Origin of the sequence: Rubripirellula amarantea, from assembly GCF_007859865.1 — a bacterium.
Classification (GTDB): Bacteria; Planctomycetota; Planctomycetia; order Pirellulales; family Pirellulaceae; genus Rubripirellula; species Rubripirellula amarantea.
The window spans coordinates 3,394,526-3,415,286 of sequence record NZ_SJPI01000001.1; the positions used below are offsets into that span (position 1 = coordinate 3,394,526).

13 protein-coding genes are annotated in these 20,761 nt (G+C 52.4%); 11 read left to right on the top strand and 2 right to left on the bottom strand.

Annotation, left to right across the window (positions count from 1 at the left end):
- Nucleotides 1–12 precede the first annotated feature (12 nt).
- From Pla22_RS12425 to Pla22_RS12475, 11 genes are all read left to right on the top strand, one after another.
- Entirely contained in the window at nt 13–303 is a 291-nt protein-coding gene (locus Pla22_RS12425) for a hypothetical protein (RefSeq protein ID WP_146514895.1), read from the top strand.
- 80 nt (nt 304–383) lie between these two features.
- The gene (locus Pla22_RS12430) at nt 384–1,907 is read left to right on the top strand and encodes a sulfatase family protein (protein WP_146514896.1); all 1,524 of its coding nucleotides are present in this window, start codon (nt 384–386) and stop codon (nt 1,905–1,907) included.
- Nucleotides 1,908–2,159: 252 nt separating this feature from the next.
- Nucleotides 2,160–4,022 carry a sulfatase-like hydrolase/transferase gene (locus Pla22_RS12435; protein WP_146514897.1) on the top strand — a complete coding sequence of 621 codons (1,863 nt, stop codon included), beginning with the start codon at nt 2,160–2,162 and terminating at the stop codon, nt 4,020–4,022.
- Between the two features lie 44 nt (nt 4,023–4,066).
- On the top strand, nt 4,067–5,377 hold the full coding sequence (locus Pla22_RS12440; RefSeq protein WP_146514898.1) for a DUF1552 domain-containing protein: 1,311 nt from the start codon (nt 4,067–4,069) through the stop codon (nt 5,375–5,377).
- A complete protein-coding gene (locus Pla22_RS12445) occupies nt 5,377–7,842 on the top strand; it encodes a DUF1592 domain-containing protein (RefSeq protein WP_165440622.1) in 2,466 nt (821 codons plus the stop codon). The genes Pla22_RS12440 and Pla22_RS12445 overlap by 1 nt, the downstream gene beginning before the upstream one ends.
- A 122-nt stretch (nt 7,843–7,964) precedes the next feature.
- Entirely contained in the window at nt 7,965–9,632 is a 1,668-nt protein-coding gene (locus Pla22_RS12450; RefSeq protein WP_146514900.1) for a sulfatase-like hydrolase/transferase, read from the top strand.
- 58 nt (nt 9,633–9,690) lie between these two features.
- Nucleotides 9,691–11,112: a sulfatase-like hydrolase/transferase gene (locus Pla22_RS12455; RefSeq protein WP_207310342.1), complete on the top strand. Its 1,422-nt coding sequence runs from the start codon at nt 9,691–9,693 to the stop codon at nt 11,110–11,112.
- 21 nt (nt 11,113–11,133) lie between these two features.
- Nucleotides 11,134–13,125: a glycoside hydrolase family protein gene (locus tag Pla22_RS25680; protein WP_242631968.1), complete on the top strand. Its 1,992-nt coding sequence runs from the start codon at nt 11,134–11,136 to the stop codon at nt 13,123–13,125.
- Nucleotides 13,115–14,611, top strand: a complete 1,497-nt coding sequence (locus Pla22_RS12465) for a Gfo/Idh/MocA family protein (RefSeq protein ID WP_146514902.1) — start codon at nt 13,115–13,117, stop codon at nt 14,609–14,611. The genes Pla22_RS25680 and Pla22_RS12465 overlap by 11 nt, the downstream gene beginning before the upstream one ends.
- A gap of 276 nt (nt 14,612–14,887) precedes the next feature.
- A complete protein-coding gene (locus tag Pla22_RS12470; RefSeq protein ID WP_242631969.1) occupies nt 14,888–17,284 on the top strand; it encodes a sulfatase-like hydrolase/transferase in 2,397 nt (798 codons plus the stop codon).
- Nucleotides 17,285–17,590: 306 nt separating this feature from the next.
- Entirely contained in the window at nt 17,591–19,036 is a 1,446-nt protein-coding gene (locus Pla22_RS12475; RefSeq protein WP_146514904.1) for a sulfatase-like hydrolase/transferase, read from the top strand.
- A 56-nt stretch (nt 19,037–19,092) separates the two neighbouring features.
- On the opposite strand, the gene Pla22_RS12480 is transcribed toward Pla22_RS12475, so the two are convergent.
- Nucleotides 19,093–19,965: a glycerophosphodiester phosphodiesterase gene (locus Pla22_RS12480; RefSeq protein ID WP_146514905.1), complete on the bottom strand. Its 873-nt coding sequence runs from the start codon at nt 19,963–19,965 to the stop codon at nt 19,093–19,095.
- Nucleotides 19,966–20,321: 356 nt separating this feature from the next.
- Nucleotides 20,322–20,591: a hypothetical protein gene (locus Pla22_RS12485; RefSeq protein WP_165440623.1), complete on the bottom strand. Its 270-nt coding sequence runs from the start codon at nt 20,589–20,591 to the stop codon at nt 20,322–20,324.
- Nucleotides 20,592–20,761: the final 170 nt, after the last annotated feature.

The following is a 20,761-nucleotide window of genomic DNA, read 5'->3' on the forward strand; positions in this document are numbered from 1 at the left end:
TAGTGTTGCCACGTGATCCGCAGAACAGAATCGAGAATCCGGATTGGTTCCGAAGATGGTTTCGATGCCACAACGGAGATGGATCTGGACACTCTTCGTTTTGGTGCGTCGCAAGAGGTGGACTATGGTCGCGGTTGCAAGGTCATCACATCGGAGGCGCATCCCGATGGATTGGTCTTGGTCTTTGATGGCGAAGGCAATGGAATTACCCAGCATGATTTCGCTGCCAAGCTGATCGGTCGAACCATATCAGGAGAGCTGATTGTCGGGTTTTCGAAGCTGACGAATTTTCAGCTACCTTAGTTCTTTAAGATACGTGTCCTGGCCCGTTCATTTTTGATCCTTTCAACCAAATCTTTTTCCCCTTTGCCATTGGTAATCGTATGACTAAATCTGCTTTTCTTCTAAGCCTTTTTGTGTTCGCATGGTCTGTATCTTGCGTTGCCGAAGAGCGGCCGAATATTGTGCTGATCATGGCCGATGACTTGGGCCTTGGTGACGTCAACTATTACCAAGAAAAGTTCCAAGGCCATAAGTCTCAGGTGCCTACTCCTGCGATGGACGCGCTTGCTCGCGATGGCATGTGGTTCACCGACGCTCATTCCGCCACGTCGCTGTGTTCACCGACTCGTTACTGCGTCATGAGCGGCAACATGAATTACCGCAGCTATGCTCCGTGGGGTGTATGGGGTTCGTTTCGGGCAAGTCCTTTCAAGCCGGGCGAAGCGACACTGGGAAGCGTGGCTAAGTCAGCGGGGTACTCGACCGGATTTATCGGCAAGTGGCATCTCGGCGGTGACTTCTTGGATTCAGAAACTGGCCAGATTTATCGAAAGAACGAACGCAACGAACCGGGGGCAACAGTTGACTTGACTCGAATGGTCGGCGGTGGTCCTCAATCGGTTGGTTTCGACTACAGCCTCACGTTGCCTTGTGGAATCCAGGGGCCAACCTACACGGCTTACGAAAATGGCGATTGGTTGCCACTGAACGAAGATTCGGAAATCATCTTCCTCGACAAGACGACCGCGATTGATCCCAAGTTTGTTTCGGATAAGGGGCCCGGACTTGGTGACTCGCATTGGAACGCTCGCGAGATCGGAAAATTGCTGTCAGCTAAGGCGGTGGACTTCGTCGACAAGCGGGCCGGTAAGGAGCCGTTCTTTCTGTGCTACTGGAGTCCGCACGTTCACTTGCCGCACACGCCGACCGATGAGTTTGACGGTCTGAAGATTGCCGGCACGACACCGACGAACCATCTTGATACGCTGCGAGATCTCGATCAACAAGTCGCTCGCATTGTGCAGTCGCTCAAAGCAAACAAGGTCTACGACAACACCTTGATCATCTTTACCTCCGACAACGGTGGATTAGGGATCAAAGCGACTGTCGAAGCCGGGCATGATTCCAGCGGCGAATGGCGCGGGTTCAAAAATTCACCGCATGAAGGCGGTCACCGAGTACCTTTCGTCGCCGTATGGCCAGGGCATATTGAACCCGGCAGCGTGAGCGATGATACGGTGATCAATCAGGACACGTTGGCGACGATGGCTAGCTTGTTGAACGTGAAAGTTCCCGCTGACCAAGCGAAGGACTCATTGGACCTGATGCCCTTGCTAACCGGGACCGGCAGTTTTCAGCCTCGCGAGTATCTGATGATGCAGGCGGGAAGTCAGAACGAAGTGATGTTCCGAAAGGACGGTTGGAAGCTCATCCTAAAAAGCGATCATAAAGTTTCGAAATTCGAACCCATCGCATTGTTCAATTTGAATGATAATCCGACCGAAAATGAGGCGGAAAACAAAGTGGATGACCCCGCCCAGGCCGATCGCGTGAAGCGGCTGCGTGAGGAGTATTTGCGGATTCGAAACAGTGGCGAGCGAACGACACCGGTGATTGGAGCTTGAAACAATTCGGATTCTGAGACGAACGGAGCCTGAGATGATTCGGGCTTTACGCAAACGGGGGCTGAGGCGATCGAGTTGCACACCGAGCACCACGTTTTGGTCGTTCTCGCAGAATTGTGCAGAAAAGTTTCCAATTTGGGCGAGTGGGTGCGATTACCTAGTCGTATCACCACGCGACCACTCGCGTTTTCAATGCTTGGCACGGCCTAGCCTCGAAGATTTCAGCCGTTTGGCGAAGTCGAACGCGGTGAAATGTCGAGTATCCCCCTTTGCCACCCCGCCTCAATGAAACTCGCCTTCGCACTTGCTCTGATTCCGTTTGCCGCGGCAACCTATTCTCGAGCTGTCGCCGACGAACCGCAACAACGTCCCAACGTGTTGTGGATTTTGACGGACGATCAACGGTATGACTCCATTCGAGCTTTTAACCAGATTCTGCATCAACGCGATCAAAGCGAATTGGGATACGTGGAGTCGCCTAATGTTGATGAGTTGGCGGCTAAAGGGACGACCTTCATCAACACCTATTGCCACGCCCAGGGATGTGCCCCGTCCCGCGCTTCGATGCACCTGGGCCGATATCCGCATCACAGCGGCATCTACGAATTTGAGTACTTCAACAATAAAGCCGACCATTGGAAGCCATCATTGCCAGAATGCATGCAGCAGCTTGGCTACCAAACCATGCACGTTGGCAAACTGGGCGTTCGAATCCGTACGCTGCAACGCGGCAAGCCTAGGAAGTTGGAGCTTTATCAAACGAATATCGACTTCAAAAAGAGTGCCGCCGAAGGTTTAACCGATTGGACAAAAGGCCCGATCGCTGAAATTGCGGGAGTCGATATCAAGAGTGAAGGCATCGAAGGCGATTTCTTTTTTTCACCCGACGGGACTGTGGAAAACACCAGCGGTGACCTCGCCCGCGTGAAAGGTTTTGAGAATCACAGTGAGCAGATCGATGCGAAGTACGATCTGCTCCGAATGTACAACAGCAAGAAGCCCAAACGATTCGGTGCGGGAGAGATTATTGGTGGTGTCAGTTCGCAGCCCGCCGGAAAAACTCGAGATGGCTACTATACGGCTCAGTTGAAAGACTACTTGCAGAACCCTAACAAGCCTTTGGCCGCTGGCTCGCAGCATTTTGTTGGAGTCGACCCGTCTCGGCCACTCTTCGCTCACATCGGCTTCGACTTTCCCCATACTCCAGTACTGCCTCCGCATTCGTTTCGATCGCGATTTGCAGACCGCACCTATCAGGTTCCTGAATTCGACAAGGAAGAATTGGCGTCGCTGCCGCCACAGTTGAAGAAGCTGATAACGATCAATCATTCCGATCACTACACCGAGGCTGAGAAGCAGCAAATGGTTCGCGACTACTATGCGTTCTGCGCCTACGGCGACCATTTGGTGGGTGAAGCAGCCGACGCGTTTGTTCAATACAGCGAACAGCATCGTCAACCTTGGATGGTCGTTTACGTCTGCGGCGATCATGGATGGAAGCTAAACGAGCATGGTGCAATAGCGAAGTTTTCACCTTGGAAAATGGATAGCCTCGATCCCATCATTGTGGTTTCGTCAGATAAGGAGTCATTCCCCGCCGGAAAAGTTGTCACTGACTTCACCGAGTTTGTTGACATCATGCCCACCATCCTTGCGGCTGCTGGTGCTGATCTGCGTGCTAAGGAGTTTGGATTTCTAGATGGTTATGACCTCGCCAAGGTCGCATCGGGAGAATTGGAACCGCGCGACTACGTCGTTGGTGAAAGCCACGCGGTTACGGGGCCACGAGCAACGATTCGCACCAAGGATTTCATGTTCTCCATCAAGTCGCGACCGGATAAGAAACGCGGCCAGAACATGGACTGGGCGATGAACGCAAGCTACGAAGAGTTAGAACCGGTGCTCTATCAACTCTCATCGGATCCAGCCGAGCTTCATAATCTCGCGTATGACAAGTCGTACCAGTCTGTGGCTCAAGGTTTGCGCAACAAACTACTCAATATTGTCATCGGCGACGGTCGTGTTGAAGTCGACTGGGGACCCAAAGCCACGGGGACCAAGTCGGTGATCAGCGATTTTGCCATCGGAGCTGACGACAAACGACTGAAGTTGTAATCGTCGACTTATTACGAACTCTCTTACTTGATCTTAGGTCATCTATGAACGCGAATCGTCGCCGCGTAAGCCGGCGGAACTGCTTCAAAGCGGCCGGCGTGTCATTGTCGCTGCCGTTCCTTGAGTCCTTGCCAGTTCATGCTCAAAAACCAAAACGATCGGGCAAGGATGCGGAGGTTGCCTATAGCGATCAACCAGCCAGTAGTGCTGCGCGTTTGGTTTGCATCGGTGTTGCATTAGGCATGTATCCCGGGGAATGGAATCCATCACAAGAAGGACGCGATTACCGGGCGCCTCGCTTGATCGAGCCGCTCAACGAATTGCGAAACGATTTCACGTTGCTGTCCAATATCGACCACCCCGGCGTGGGCGGCGGACACAAAGGTACGCCAGCATTCCTGTCCGGTGTTTACAAGCCAGAGTTTGTCGGTCAGGCGATTGTCGTTCGTAACCAGATCACGCTCGATCAGTTTGCAGCCCAACACTTGGGAAACGGCACTCGATTCTCGTCGTTGCAGCTCAGTGCTGCCGAGCTTGGCGAGTTCGACGCCCTTTCTTGGAACGAAAAGGGAACTCCGCTACCTTCGCAATCGGATCCGAGCAAAGTATTCAACGCTTTGTTCGTTCCGGATGCCAAGGACGAAGCCACCGCGATGAAGCTTGGGCAAAGTGTCCTGGACTTGATTCATGAAGATGCGACCGCATTCCAACGAGAGATCTCACGCAACGATCGTGATCGTATGGATCAGTACATGTCTTCGGTTCGCGATGTCGAAAAAAGAATCCAACGACAATTGCAGTGGACCGAAAAGCCCAAGCCTCACGCACCGCCGCTGGCTGAGCGTCCGACAACGTATCATGAGAACTTGGACTTAATCTTGGAACTCGCCGCGATCGCACTGCAGACCGATTCAACACGTGTGGTCTCGGTTTCGTTGCCCGGTCAAGGCTTGCCAATCGAGACGAACAATCTTCGCACGGCGAACTATCACAACCTGTCGCATCATGGGATGGCCGCCGACGCGGTTCGTGATTTGATCGAAGTCGAGTCGATGCATTCTCGGTCACTCGCAAAATTTCTGAAGCGTTTGAAATCCGTTCGAGCTGGTGACGGGACGCTTCTGGATCACACCCAGGTTCTATTTGGTAGCGGACTTGGTAACGCGAGTTCACATTCCAATCGCGATCTTCCCGTCCTGATCGCCGGTGGCGGATATAAGCACGGACAACATGTTCGTCTTGAAGAGGGCACACCGCTTTGCAACCTATTTGTCACGATGCTGCAGCGAATGGGAATGGAAGTGGATTCGTTTGCTGGAAGCCGTGGCAACGCCAACCAATGGTTGGGGGTGTGATGAAAGGTGTTCTTTTTTTAGCGATGATCGCGTTAACGACCGAGGCTGTCGTCGCGGATTCGGATCAAACTTTCCCGTCGCAAGTCGATCCTTTTGTGTCAACGTACTGCTATCAGTGCCACGATGCACGCGAAGAGCAAGGTGATTTCCGACTCGACATCCTCAGTCGCGATATCGGCGATGCCGCAACCGCGATCGCGTGGCAAGATGCCATCGACTTGATCAAGCTGGGCGAAATGCCACCGCCCGATGAGCCTCAGCCAGCTTCCGAAGAGTTGGAAGCGTTCTTAACAGCGGTAGAGGTGGCGATTCAACAAGCGACAGCCGCTTCTTCGAAACCGCAGTCGGGCATAAGACGCCTAAGTCAGTCGGCGCTTCAAAACACAGTACAGGATTTGATCGGCACCGGTCTTAGCATTACTAAGGACTTGCCGCCCGACGCCGAAATCGGTGGCTTCAATAACTTGGGCCAGGGTCTTGAGTTGACCGATACGTTCATGAGTGTGCTGCAAGTCAATGCACGACGTATCGCCAGGAACATCATCGCTCCTGCGGATCAGGCCGACCCACGAATGGCTCTCATTAATGAAGTTGAACAACTCGGGCATGGCAAAAGAGTGATCAAACAGGATGATGAACTCCTGGTTTGCAGTAGTCGCAGTGAAGCCGACCGAGTCTGGCTTAGTGGTTTTTCGGCACCCTGGACTGGTGTGTACCGGATTCGAATCGAAGCGTGCCAGTATGACAATCGTGATGAATTGGATGCGGCGGGAAAAAGCTATGTGGCTGCGAACGCGAAATCGGCATTGAACCAGGGCAACTTTGAACGATTCAGGATTCCAGCGCAACGTCCTCGAATGGTGGCGATCAAAGCTGAGTCGTCGAACGTTTTGGGGGCGGAACGAAGGAGAGCGACGCCAGGTCGGGAATTAACGAAGATCGCGGTGTCAGATCACTATGATTCCTACGAAGTCGAATGTGTTCTCGAGAAAGGCGAAAACGTATTTGTGCAGGCAGTGGATTGCTTGCGCACCGGAAACACACCACTGGCACTGGTCGATGGCGACGAAATGCTGGTGGGTGAAATATGCCGTGTTCGAGAAATGAAAATCGAAGGACCTTTGGTTGAGTCTTGGCCTTCGGAATTGCAGCAATCCTTATTAGCACGCGATTCAAGTTCATCAAACTCAGATTCAATAATTGGTTTGTCGCTGAAGGAAAAGAAACTCGACGGATTGCACGCGTTTCTCACCCGTGCCTTTCGCCGTCCCGTTGAATCAGCATTGGTCCAACGCTACCAGAGTATCTATGACCTAGGCATCGAGTCCGGCTTAGACAGTGACGCGGCGATGCGAAACGTCGTTGAAGCGGTGCTTTGTTCTCCACGGTTTCTGTACAACTCAATCATGCATCAGGGTGCGGATGATGCCTGGGGATTGGCGAGTCGTCTTTCGTACTTCCTGTGGAATTCGATGCCGGACGATGAACTACTTCAACTCGCTGATTCCGGGGACCTGCTCGACGAAAACGTTTTGGAAGAGCAAGTGCGCAGAATGCTTGACGACCCAAAATCCCAGCGATTCGTTGTTGACTTTTGCGGACAGTGGTTGGGCCTGCGGCGCGTGGGAGCGATGCTGCCCGATCCCAAACTCTATCCGAACTACGATCCTGTTCTCGAACAGTCGATCCGTGGCGAGACGGAAAGCTTGTTTCGCGAGATCCTTGCTAAGGACCTTCCTATCACCGACTTCCTAACGCCAGACTACGCGATGCTGAACGATCGTTTGGCGCGGCATTATGGCATCGAGGGAGTGGTGGGACGGAACTTTCGCCCAGTTCCGTTGCCGAGCGATCATCCACGGGGAGGATTGCTTGGCCACGCCAGCATGCTGACCCTAACGTCCAACGGAACTCGGACTTCGCCGGTGGTGCGTGGCGTTTGGGTATTGGAAAATCTACTCGATTCACCTCCGGCCCCACCGCCGCCAGATGTGGAACCGATCGAACCCGACGTGCGTGGTGCGACGACCATACGAGAGATGCTTGCCAAACATAGCGAGTCGGAAACCTGCAACACATGCCACCGTCGGATTGATCCTTGGGGGTTCGGGTTGGAAAACTTCGACGCGATTGGTGAGTGGCGTGATCACTACGCCGGTCAATCCAACAAGAAAAAGAACGGCAAGCGAACCGCCACGAAGGGGAAGCCAGTCGATGCCTCTGGAACGCTCGCCGATGGCGGTACGTTTGAAGGAGTCATTGGTCTGCGCAACGCTCTATTGTCCAAACAAGATCGTTTTGCACACGCACTGACGTCGAAGTTATGGACGCACGCGTTGGGTCGTCCACCTGATATCACTGACCGAGTGGCGATTGATCAAATTGTCGCGAAGAACAAAGTACAGGGTAGTCGGTTGGCTGATCTGATATCCCTGATTTGCACCTCTCCATCGTTTCGAGAGTAGGCTGTTAAGCCTTGCTTGAATCTTCCGGTGATCTGACGTGTTCAGATCTATCGCGTTCAAATCTATCAGCTATCGATACCGAAGCGTTCGGTCGTTACTACCCAATGGATGTCTTGAATTCTATGAACCAGAAAATTGTCAGTGTGTTGACGTTGGCCATCGCACTTGTTTGCATACTCGGTGGACCAGTGAAGGCCCAACCGAATGATCGTCCTAACTTTGTCTTCGTGCTGACGGATGATCAGTCTTATGGAATGATGGGATGCGATGGGAACGAGGTCACCAAGACACCGCATCTCGATCAGCTAGCTAGGGACGGCGTATACTTCGATCGTGCATACGTCACTAGTGCGATTTGCACTCCGAGTCGAATTTCGATTCTGCTTAGTCAGTTTGAGCGAAAGCATGGCGTGAACTTCAATTCTGGCACGAGTGTTGCGCCGCAGGCATGGGCCAAGTCATATCCGGTCATGATGCGAGAACATGGTTACTACACCGGCTACGTCGGCAAGAACCATGCGCCCATTGGTGATGGTGGTTACACCAGCGGCTTGATGGAAAAGTCATTTGACTATTTCTATGCCGGCCATGGTCACATCAAGTTTTACCCGAAAGACCTTCACGAGATTTTTAAGCACGCAGAAGCGGATACCCAGGTAGAGATTGTCGGTGAAAGTGCGACGGATTTCCTTTCCGATCAACATCGACTCGAAGGCGCAATCCGATTTCTTGAATCTCGTCCCTCGGGCAAGCCGTTCTGCCTGAGTATCTGTTTGAACCTGCCACATGATGCAGGTACCAGCACGATGCAGATGCGACAGAGTGATGACGAAATCTATAAATCGCTTTATCGTGACGTCGAAATTCCTTTGCCTGACCACTACGTCGCAAAGGAGGACATCAAGAATCCTAAGCTACCGCCGGACTTGTTGAAAACAAAGGAACGTCAGACGGGATACGATTGGGTCGACAATCCCGAGACCTGCATCGAGCGAATCACACGTCAGATGCAAGCGTTGACTGGCATCGACCGAATGGTCGGCGATATTCGCGAGAAGCTGGCCAAGGAAGGTGTTGATCAGAACACGATTATCGTATTCAGTAGCGATCATGGGCAATTCCAAGGGCAACACGGTTTGGGTGGCAAAGCACTTTGTTATGAGCAAACAACTCATGTTCCGATGATCGTCTTTGATCCTAAGGCGCCTCACGCAGAATCAGGACGCCGGATCTCGGACTTGGTCCAGAGTATCGATATCGCCCCCACGATGTTGGACTACGCCGGGATTGATGCTCCGATTGAGTTCCAGGGAAAAAGCCTTCGCGGGTTGATCGACGGCAACGCAGGCCCGGTTCACGAATTCATTTTTACCGAGAACCTGTGGTCAACGCATTTTGGTAATCCTCGCATTGAAGCGGTTCAAGACAAGCGATGGAAATACATTCGCTACTACAAGAATGACACCTTTCCGGCGTCCGAGAAGATTCTTGTTGCGAAGCAGTTAAATATTCCTGTCGGCAAGATGCTTTACAATGTGCACGATGATGGAATCGCGGTTTACCGTCACTATGTTGAATCGCCACTGCAGGGCGAGGAACCTGTTTACGAGGAACTTTATGACATTGAAAATGATCCTGCTGAAGTTAACAACTTGATCGACCAAGATCAGCACAGCGAAGTTCTCGAGCGTTTGAAAGCTGCATGGAAGCAAAAGCTGATAGAAGCAAGAGGGACGGGAGTTCCGAAGGTGATTCGCTACACTGCCGACAATGGCGCCAAGCCGGGGTGATAATGTCGGTCTCGAGTTTGGTCCGCCACCCATGTTTTGTCTTCCTAGGGACTTTCCCATGAATCGTTTCTCACTGTTTCTCGCCGCGATCGTTGCGCTCAACTTCGGTTGGTCAGCCGCTGGCGTTGCTGATCACCGACCTAATGTTGTGCTCATAGTCGCGGATGACCTGGGTTACAGTGATGTTGGATTTAATGGTTGCAAAGAGATACCGACTCCGCACTTAGACGCGTTGGCAAAACATGGCGTGGTGTTCGAGTGTGGCTACGCTTCGCATCCGTATTGCAGTCCGAGTCGCGCAGGGTTGTTAACTGGGCGATACCAACAGCGTTTTGGGCATGAGTGCAATCCCGAGCCTGACGCGCGTTTAGTGGACGATCAGGCACCCGGTTTGCCGTTGTCGGAAACGACGTTGGCCAACGTGATGAAGGACTCGGGCTACGTGACCGGCGCGATTGGAAAGTGGCATTTGGGTGACGCACCCCAGTACTGGCCCAATCGACGCGGCTTCGACGAATGGTTCGGCTTTAGTGCCGGTGGTCTGAGTTACTGGGGTGACCTCGGAAAAAAGCCTGTCGGATTGGGAGTGCATCGAGGTGATGAACCAGTCGATCCAGAAACGTTGACCTACCTTACCGATGACTTTTCAAACGAAGCGGTACGTTTCATTGATCGGCACCAGAACGAATCGTTCTTTCTCTATCTCGCCTACAATGCACCCCACGCACCTGATCAGGCGACTAAGAAGCACTTGTCCAAGACGCAGCACATCGAATATGGCGGAAGAGCAGTTTACGGCGCGATGGTGGCTGGAATGGATGAAGGCATCGGTCGCGTGATTGCCAAGTTGAAGGAAGCAAAGATAGATGACAACACTCTCGTGATCTTTTACAGCGACAACGGAGGGCGAAAAGAACACGCGGTGAACTTTCCTTATCGTGGTCACAAGGGAATGCTATTCGAGGGTGGGATCCGTGTACCGTTCTTAATGACTTGGCCTGGAAGAATTCCGGCCGGAATAACGCACTCGTCGCCAATTTCCGCGTTGGACATTTTCCCCACTGTACTGCAGGCTGCTGGAATTACACCCAATGACAGACCGGAACTCGATGGCATCGACGTCATGCCTTCAATTGCCGCTGACGAACGGGATACGCTAGGAAACTCGCGGCGGCTTTTCTGGCGTTATGCGATGGGCGACGGTCAGTACGGTTTCGCGGTGCGCGACGGCAATATGAAATTGGTTCGAAGTGCCTATAAGAACAAAGATCTGCTATTCGATCTTTCGAGTGATCCGTGGGAACGAAACGACTTGGCGGCGGAGCGGCCCGAGACGGTTGATCGTCTCAAACGATTGATTCAACAATGGGACGCGCAAAACGTATCACCAAAATGGATCGACAAGCATGGACCCAATGTGCTTAGCGAGGAAGCGGCACGACAGAAGTTAATCAATGCGGCCGCACGCGGCGAACGGTAAGTACGAAAGAGAATCTATCAGATGACGAATTTTAAGTTGTTTGAGCGAATCGCGTTTCCTGTGATCTTTCTTCCCATGTCATTGGTCGTAGCTGAGGACATTCGGATAGACAAGTTTGCCTCGCAATCACTTGCGGTGCCTGAGCTTTCCGACGGTGTTCCTGCAGCCGGCAAGCGTGTTGCCGTGACGCCACCGGAATATGAGGGCACAGACGTCTTCCATACGCTCTACCTTCCCGCGACCTGGAAACCGGACGGCAAGCAGCTGCCGATCATTTTCGAGTACACCGGAAACTTCTTTGCGAAGTCGGGGTCAACCGGCAAGCCTGAAGACGCCGCCTTAGGCTTTGGGCTGTCCGCTGGTCAGTATATTTGGGTTTCGCTTCCGTACATCAACAAGACCGGTGATGGCAACGAAGTGACTTGGTGGGGCGATGAGGACGCGACCGTTGAATATGCAAAGCGAAATGTCCCTCGGATTATTCAGCAATACGGTGCTGATCCATCAGCGGTGATTCTGTGCGGGTTCTCGCGAGGTGCGATTGGCGTCAACTATCTCGGTTTACACGATGACGAAATATCTGGATTATGGACTGCGTTTTTGACGCACGATCATTTCGATGGAGTGAAGGAATGGGGAACCAAGTGGGGATCGCCATTGGATCGTTACCGAGCCGACGCGACAACACGTTTGCAGCGAGTTGGGAATCGACCGTACTGGGTTAGTCAAAATGGAAGCGATCAATCGTCTGAGCAATTCATTCGTTCGTCGGTGACTGACGCCAGTTCGTTCACGTTCGGGCATGTGAATACGTCTAGCATTCTTGGACCGTTTCCCAACAATTTTGCGAAGGCTGCGCATACGGACCGCTGGATGCTGAAACCGAGCGAGTATCGCAATCAGATTTGGAATTGGATGAATGGTGTGACTGGGGGAACGGCCGCGCGTTTAACAAGCGAACGCAGTCTTGATGCAAACCCCGGATCTGAATTGGATTTTAAGTCAATGATTGGGCGAGTGCTGGAGTCAGCAAAGTTCATTGACGAAGACTTCTACATTTGGGGTGGAAGCATGGTGCGAGACGCCGACGGTAAGTGCCACTTGCTGTATAGCCGATGGCTTCGTGAGCTTGGACACAACGCGTGGGTTACGCATTCCGAAATTGCTCACGCCGTTGCTGATGAGCCGCTTGGCCCTTACCAACATGTTGACGTCGCCCTTCCCGCGCGAGGACCTGAGTACTGGGATGGCATGTGCACTCATAACCCCACGGTGCACGAGTTCGATGGCAAGTACTACCTTTACTACATGGGGAACTTTGGCGACGGCAACGCTACTAAGAAACTCAATTCGATCCATCGCAATAACCAACGCATCGGTGTTGCGGTCGCCGATCATCCGTCTGGACCTTGGAAACGTTTTGATAAGCCGCTGATCGATATTACGCCCGAACCTGGCGCTCATGACGAGCTTATGACGAGCAACCCGTCGATACTGCGACGGTCCGATGGAATGTACGTCCTGATCTACAAAGCGGTCGGAACGAAAGGACCGCTTCCGTTCGGTGGACCCGTCATTCACTTAGCGGCAACATCCATGTCACCGACGGGGCCGTTCGTCAAAGAAATGAAGCCACTGTTTACGGCGCCGGGCGTAAAGTTTCCCGCCGAGGATCCTTACGTTTGGTCGGATGGAGAACGATGTTGGGCGATCGTCAACGACCACAAAGGTCATTTCAACCAAACCGGTGAAGATTCGCTAGCACTATTCACGTCCCCGGATGGTTTAGACTGGGACGTTGCGTCGAATCCGTGGGTGTTACAGCGGAAGTTAACCTGGGCCGATGGAACCGAACAATCGTTTCATCGCCTCGAACGTCCGCAGCTTTGGCTAGAAGACGGTGTGCCGAGCGTATTGTTCTGTGCTGCCGAGGAAACCAAAGAGATGGCTCATTCATTCAACGTACACATTCCACTCCTTCCCAAGAATTCGGATCCGAAAAATGGCAATTGATAATGTTCAAAGCGTTTCGACAACGTCCGCCACACTAGCGGGAACAGCAGACTCGCGACGTCGGTTTTTGAAGCAGGCTGCCGTCGCCGGCGCCGCTGTGATGAATCCGTATGTCTGGACCAGCCATTCCGCCAGGGCAGCGGACGCCAATAGTAAACCGACCATTGCCGCGATTGGCGTCGGCGGCAGTCGTGGTCGTTACAACCAAGGCCGTGCAATCGCGAACAGCGCATCGAAGTACGGGCAGATGATCGCGGTATGTGACGTCGATGCGTTGCACAACGACGAATTCAACGCCGCTTACGATGGAAAGCTCAACAGGTACCAGGATTACCGCAAACTATTCGAGAAGGAAAAGCCTGATGTCGTCACGATTGGTACTCCCGATCACTGGCACGTTCCCATCGCCTTGCACGCGTTGGCGCACGGCGCAGACGTGTATTGCGAAAAGCCACTTACGTTGACCATTGAAGAGGGGGAATTGATTCGCAAAGCGGCAGAGGAATCTGATCGCGTGTTTCAGGTTGGCACGATGCAACGGAGTTGGGACCTCTTCATGTATGCAACCGCAATCGTCCGAAGCGGACGGATCGGGCAGGATGTGAAGGCTCATTGTGCGATTGATCCGGCTCCAACCGGCGGGCCGTTTGATACTGCGGCGGTTCCCGAAGGTCTGGATTGGGATCTATGGTTAGGCCCAACCGCGAAAAAGGACTACTGCGAGGAACGCCGTCGTTTCTTTCGCTGGTATCTCGAATATTCCGGCGGCAAGATGACCGATTGGGGCGCTCACCATGTTGATATCGCACAATGGGCATTGGGGCTTGATCACACTCCTGTCGAGCGTGTGTCGGGTTCTGGAAAAATGACGCCGATCGTTCCTGACGACTTCAATTGGAAGAAGTTCCTTGACGGCGAAGCTGATCTACCCAACGGCTATAACGCTGCTACGGAATTCCACATCAATCTGGACTTCGAAGGTGGGCGAGCGATTTCGGTCAATCATGAATACGAGTCAGGGACTACTAAGTTCGGCAACGGAATTCTGTTTGAAGGCGACAAGGGAAGGATCTTTGTCAATCGTGCCAAACTACAAGGGTCACCGATCAAAGATATCTTTGGCGACAACCTAGAGAAGAAGTATCAGGCGGATGGTTCCGCTACGGACAATTTTCAGGAGTGCTTCGCCCGAGTGGACGATGCGACACGAGATGAGTTCACGGCAGCTTTTACCAAGCTCAACAAGGGCAAGCCAGTTACGAATCATATGAAAAACTTCTTCACCTGCATCGAAGATCGATCGGAACCCATGTCTGACGTCTCCAGTCACGTCAATTCGATGAACTCGCTGCACATGTGCAACATCATGTTGATGCTGGGGCGTGACCTGAAGTGGGATGGTAAGACACGCGACTTTGGAAGCGATGATCAAGCCAATGCATTGATGGGGCGAAAGCGTCGCAAAGGTTTCGAGTTGAACGCTTGATCGCTTCGTCTGCGGCTATTTAATAAGCCAAATCGGTTTGGCTAAGTTTGTATTGCAGGTCGACGTGATTTCGCTGTTCGTCGTTTTTGTATCTGGACAGGGCGGTTGTAATCTGTGTTGACCTTCGTCGGCAGCGATGAGGAAAGAGAACGCGATCGGCAGTTCACATCACCGAGAGCAACTTTTGCTCACTTGCAGAAGTTCTAAGATCGCTTGGTCTCCGATCCGAGCTAGCGGACCATTGATGCAAGGTTAGACATCGATCACTCACTTCCTTTGCCCATCGACTTTCTGTGCGCACCGGTTATCGGTGTGCGTCGAACATCGGGAACCGTACCCTCGGTTCTCAACTACTACTTTGAACAAACCATCATTATGAAAATAGTTCTTTACTTCGCGATGATCATCACCGCGACGGTTGCCTCGCAAGCTCACGCGTTGGATCGTCCCAACATCATTCTCGTTTTCGCCGATGATATCAGTGCACGAGAACTGCCGTTGTATGGTTCATCGGTCTGGAGTCCTCCCACTGGTGGCAACACCTCGGATGTCGCCTTTCGAGCCAACACTCCAGCATTGGACCAGATGGCAAATGAAGGCTGCTGGGTTGAGACGGCTTGGGCGTCGGTCGTTTGTTCGCCCAGTCGCGCCATGATGATGACTGGTCGCTATGCACATCGACATAAATGGTGGAATAACAAAGATAAGGGACGCTACCTCGATGCCAAAGGGAAGCCCACAGTATGGCCACTCTACGAAAGTTCTCCCGTTCTTATTGGTCATGTCGCCCAGCGTGCTGGCTATGCGACGTATTGGGCGGGAAAAACTCAAATGGCCGGTGACCTTCGTAGGTTTGGTTTTGATCAGGGCTGCTTCACGCCCGGTGAACTTTCGGACAAAGACAACCCGTACACCGACTTCAAGATGTACGAAAAGAAGGTTGATGGAACGAAGTTGCTATTCAATTCGGACACGGATCAGCAGATTGACAGCTACCTGCAACACGGTTGGTATTGGAAACCCCACGTTCGTTTGATGAAGCATGCTGGAAACAGGAATGGATTTCAGTGGTGGCCTCATACTTTGGAATCCCAAGCAGAATTTGGTTTGAACACTTACGGTCCCGACGTTGAACTCGATTTCATTTTCGACTTTATGGAACGTCAACAAGCCGATGGCAAGCCGTTCTTCATCTACCACACTTCGCACCTCGGGCACGATGCCTTCGATTGGCTGCATCCGGAATCTAAATCCAAATGGCCCGGGACTCCCGTGGTTCACTGGGATGGGAAAGGCTACACGCGGGATCAGCCAAGTGTCACAGGCGACGAGGGCGTGTACGACGATCATGGCACCATCACAAGTCCTGGGATTCACCACCATGTGAATTACCTGGACTATCAAATGTGGCTCTACCGCAACAAGCTGACGGAAATGGGGATCGCCGATAACACAGTGTTGATCTTCTGCGCTGATAATGGCACTAGCGGATACGGAAAGAACAGTTCGGATCGTCAGAAAGGAACGCACGTACCGCTGATCATTCTAGCGCCCGGCATGACAAAGCAAGGCCGGCAGGATGTGTTGGTCAATATGTCCGATATGCTTCCCACGATCGCGGAAATGACGGGCGGGAACGTCCCTAGCGACTACGAGGTCAATGGTGAAAGTCTCGTCCCATTCTTGTACACCGATAAGTCGTCGCATCGTGAATGGGTGTACGGGTACAACGGCGACGACCAAATCATTCGAGGCGACTTGGTGATGAAAGATGGCAAAGGAAAATGGTGGGACGTTTCAACTCAGCCTGACGACCTGATCAGCTTCCCTGAAATAAAAGACTGGTCCGAAGTAAGCGAAGCTCATCGGACCCAACGTGATGAATTGCTGGCCGTATTGCCGCAGTTCGATTTGCATGCGAGCGAACATGATGCTCCGGGGATTGAGTTGCCAGCTTTGGCAGCCAAGCCGAAGAAACAGAGGTCGAGAACGAAGAATCCCGCTGGCAAGGCATCAAAAGCCAAAGTTTCAAGCGGCGCCGGCGAGCGGAAATCATTGTTCTCGGACAATTTCGATGGACGCGAACTTCCGGGGGACGACTACACAATCGCGAGGAGTGCCGAGGGAGCGTGGACGATCAGTGATGGCGTGCTCTACGGTCGCCAAACCAACGACGACCACGGCGCGGTGATACGCAAACACATGGACTTTAAGGATATCGATATCGAATTCGACTTCCGGTTTAACGGGGGAACTCGCTTCAATTTTGTGCTCGACGATCAAAACGAAAAGTCAGTGCACGCTGGTCACATTTGTCGGGTATCCCTGACGCCCAAGAGAATCTCGATCAGTGACGACAAAAATGGCTCGATGAACCTTGAAGTGCGAAAGCAACGCCAAGACAAGAATTTGAACGCCGATGCGAAAGCCAGCTTGCAGACAGTCCTCGCTGCGACTCAGGCTTCTGCGGCTGTTCAACTCGACGAAGGAAAATGGCATCACGCCAGAATTCAGTTGAAAGGCGACACCTTGTCGGCGTTTATTGACGGAAGCGAAATCACTCGATTGAAGTCGCCTGGGATCGACCATCCCACAAAAACGAAATTCGGAATGACCGTCAATGGATCGTCCATCGACTTTGACAATCTCAATGCCTTCTTAGTGCCGCGTTGATAGTTTGCGGTGATGCGAGATGGGTTGTGCGTGAGAAGCTTGGTGTTACCGCAATTGGTGCTTTCGTCGCTCGTGAAGAAAGAAGCGGTACTTGGTGAACGACTGTTGCTGGATTCAATTCGTTCTGCATGAAGTTGGAAAGGCTCTTGTTGTCTATTGAGATCTTGATTCAACGTGATGCGATGCGATGCGATGCTGCGAGCTTGATTACCGAACGCTAAAACGAAGAGGCGTCACGCTGCGTCTTTCGGTGATGACCCTATATTGGCCCCCATGACATTCCCTAATCATTTCATAAGCGAACTCATGAAAGTTATCCTCGCACTCCTTTTCGCTTTGGCAATTGTCGCGGTCGATTGTTGGGCCAGCGAGCGGCCTAACATCGTCTTGATCATGGCCGATGACATGGGTTACGCCGATACCGGGTTCACCGGCGCTACGGACATTGAAACTCCCAACCTTGATGCACTCGCCGCATCCGGGGTCACGTTTACCAACGGGTACGTGACGCATCCCTATTGCGGTCCCAGTCGAGCTGGATTGCTATCTGGTCGTTATCAGCAACGATTTGGATTCGAGACCAATCCGGCGTATGACCCTAGCAACCCATACGTGGGCATTGATCCAAGCGAGACTTTGTTTCCCGCTAAGTTGCAAAAGGCAGGTTATCGAACGGGAATCATTGGGAAGTGGCACCTCGGCGCTGCGACTCCTTTTCATCCCAACCATCGCGGTTTCGATTACTTCTACGGGTTTCTGGGTGGTGGTCACGATTACTTCAAAATTGATCTTCGACAACCCGTTAAAGAAGGGTACTTGCAGGCCCTTGAACGCAACGGGAAGCCGGCCGAGTTTGATGGCTATCTGACGACCGCACTTTGCGACGATGCGGTCGACTTCATTGAGTCCAGCAAAGGCGACCCATTTTTTTTGTATCTCGCGTTTAACGCCCCCCATGCACCGCTTCAGGCGCCAGCCGAGGCGATTGCTAAGTACTCCACGATCAAGGATCGCAAACGACGACTTTACGCGGCGATGGTTGATGTGATGGATGCGGGAATAGGAAAGGTGATCGAAGCCCTTGAGGCGAATGACGTCCGAGAAAACACGCTCGTATTCTTCCTTAGCGATAACGGTGGCCCTCAATCTAGCAAGCAGCAACCTGGCAAATGGAATGGGTCATCCAATGCGCCGTTCCGCGATGGCAAAGGAAGTCTCTATGACGGCGGTGTCCACGTACCCTTCATTGCGTCGTGGCCGCGGCGAATCGAAAAAGGGACCGTGTATAACCAGCCAGTGATTTCGCTCGACATCGCTGCGACGGCTGTTGCGCTCGCAAGCGACCGCCTTACGGCAATGGAAAACATGGAAGGCGTTAATCTGATTCCTCGGTTAACGGGCGACGACAACGCAAGCTCTCGTGAGTTCCTTTACTGGCGAGAAAGCGGTGTCCGCTGGTCCATTTTGAATGCCAACCGAACCAAGCACGTTCTAGAATCGCCTAACGGAAAGCCAGAGATGTTCCATCTGCCTGCCGATCGATCAGAGCAAAACGATCGAGCTGATGTCGAAAAGGAACTGGCGCTTCAACTGCATGAGCAATGGTTAGCGTGGAACAAGTTGAATGTGGACAGTCGCATAGAGAGCTACAGGAAGTACCACGAGGTACGCGATCAATTCTTCCTCGATTCGATTCCTGAAAAGGCCAAAGAACAAGGCTATTCGCCAACGCCAATACGAACGTTGAAGTAGTGGTTGGTCGCGACGGGTGCATCGAAGCAACGGCAAAAAACCTGCCTTGGACTCGCTTAAGGCACCGTTACCGGTTGCGGCTGATTTTGAGTGTCTTGTGAGATACTGACATGCGTTTGATTAACGATTTGCCGGACAAATTGTGGCCGATTTGTCGTGATGGAGTCCACGCTGAATTCCACCGCCAACACGACGTCTTTTGAATCGTCCACCGTCCAGACGTGGAATTCGAACCCGGATTCTTTGATGTCATCAACCAATGATCGGCTGAGCGCGCCGACATTGAACTGGGACCCAAGGCCAGTCGCGTGTGACCTGCTAAGCGTGTCAAGCAGCACGTGCGTGGTTGGGCGAAAGTCCAGTTCGTCGTCGTCTCGTTTGAAGCTAGTCAGCCAATTGGCTTTGTATTGCGGCATCATTTCTCGCGTCGCTTTCACAACCTCCTCATCGAAAGAGATGATCACAATCTGCTCGGATGCAAGATTGCTTCGTTCTAGCTCGGATTTCAGAGAGGGAACAATCTCAACGCCGCATTTTATTTCGACGAAGATTCGCTTCCCCTTAGGAACCGTCGCCATGACATCTGCCAAAGTGGGGATGCGTTCTCGCCAGAATTCTTTCGCTTTCCAGCTACCGACGTCCAGCGATTGAAGCTGTGAGAGTGTGGATTGCGAAACATTCAATGAAGGTGATTGTGGGCAGACACGTTCCGTTGTCTTGTCATGAATGCAGACGATGTGGTGATCCGCTGTCAGATAAAAGTCGCCCTCGATCGCATCAGCCCCTTCTTCCCAAGCGAGTTCAAATGCCGCGAGTGTGTTCTCGGGAGCTGCATGAGACGCACCGCGGTGAGCGACGATGTCCTGCGAGTGAACTTGACCCGTCATCGCGACGACGCAACCGACGATCACCGACGTTAAGTTTTTCATAGTGATGGATGCAACGCCGCAGGCTGAGTACCAAAAGAAAACGTCAGCTATAGCGACGTAAGATCGCTGCCGTTCGAAGACGATAGCAAGAATAATCGCTCTTAGGGTTGCGTACCATCACGTCACGGAACGTTGGATTGCGTTCTTAGCAAATAGCACGCGTTGGCAGCGTAGTGGTTGGCAGCATAGTGGACGTCGCATTGAAGCGAAGTTCTTGGCGGCAACTGAGGTTAGCAATCGCTATCCGTACAGTCTCATGTTCACCGGTGCGGCAGTAGAAGCATACCGCTAGCCAACCACTGAAATATATCGGCTATGAAATGGGGCCAAGGTTCGCACTCGTCGCGAATCAACCACTAGACACCTCGAGCTGAAAAGCCAGGATGAGTGGTGGCCTTGGGTGGTAGTTCCCGACCACATTCGACGGTCCTGACGATCTCGTCAGCAGTGAACCCGCGCGCCGACAAATCCAGCTTCAATTCGGTGTCGTTTCGATTGCACATAACCTTCGTGATAGCTTCTGATATCGCTACCACGATCTGCCAAATGAGCGCTCCCATGATGGCTGCGATGGGAATGCCAAACGGCGTCATGAAAACTTGCCAGGGAAATTCTGCGAAGATCATTTCTCGGTTCAGTAGTTGGAGGAACGGACTAAATGGAGCTTGAACGACAGTTTAAGAATGCTGGCATGTTCTGAGTTAGAAGCAGACTTCTCGGAGTGATTCGGTTGGTGCCAAACGATCTTGGTAGCCTTGCCGAATAAACTCGAAAAATTCGGCTGGATAGTCTTTCT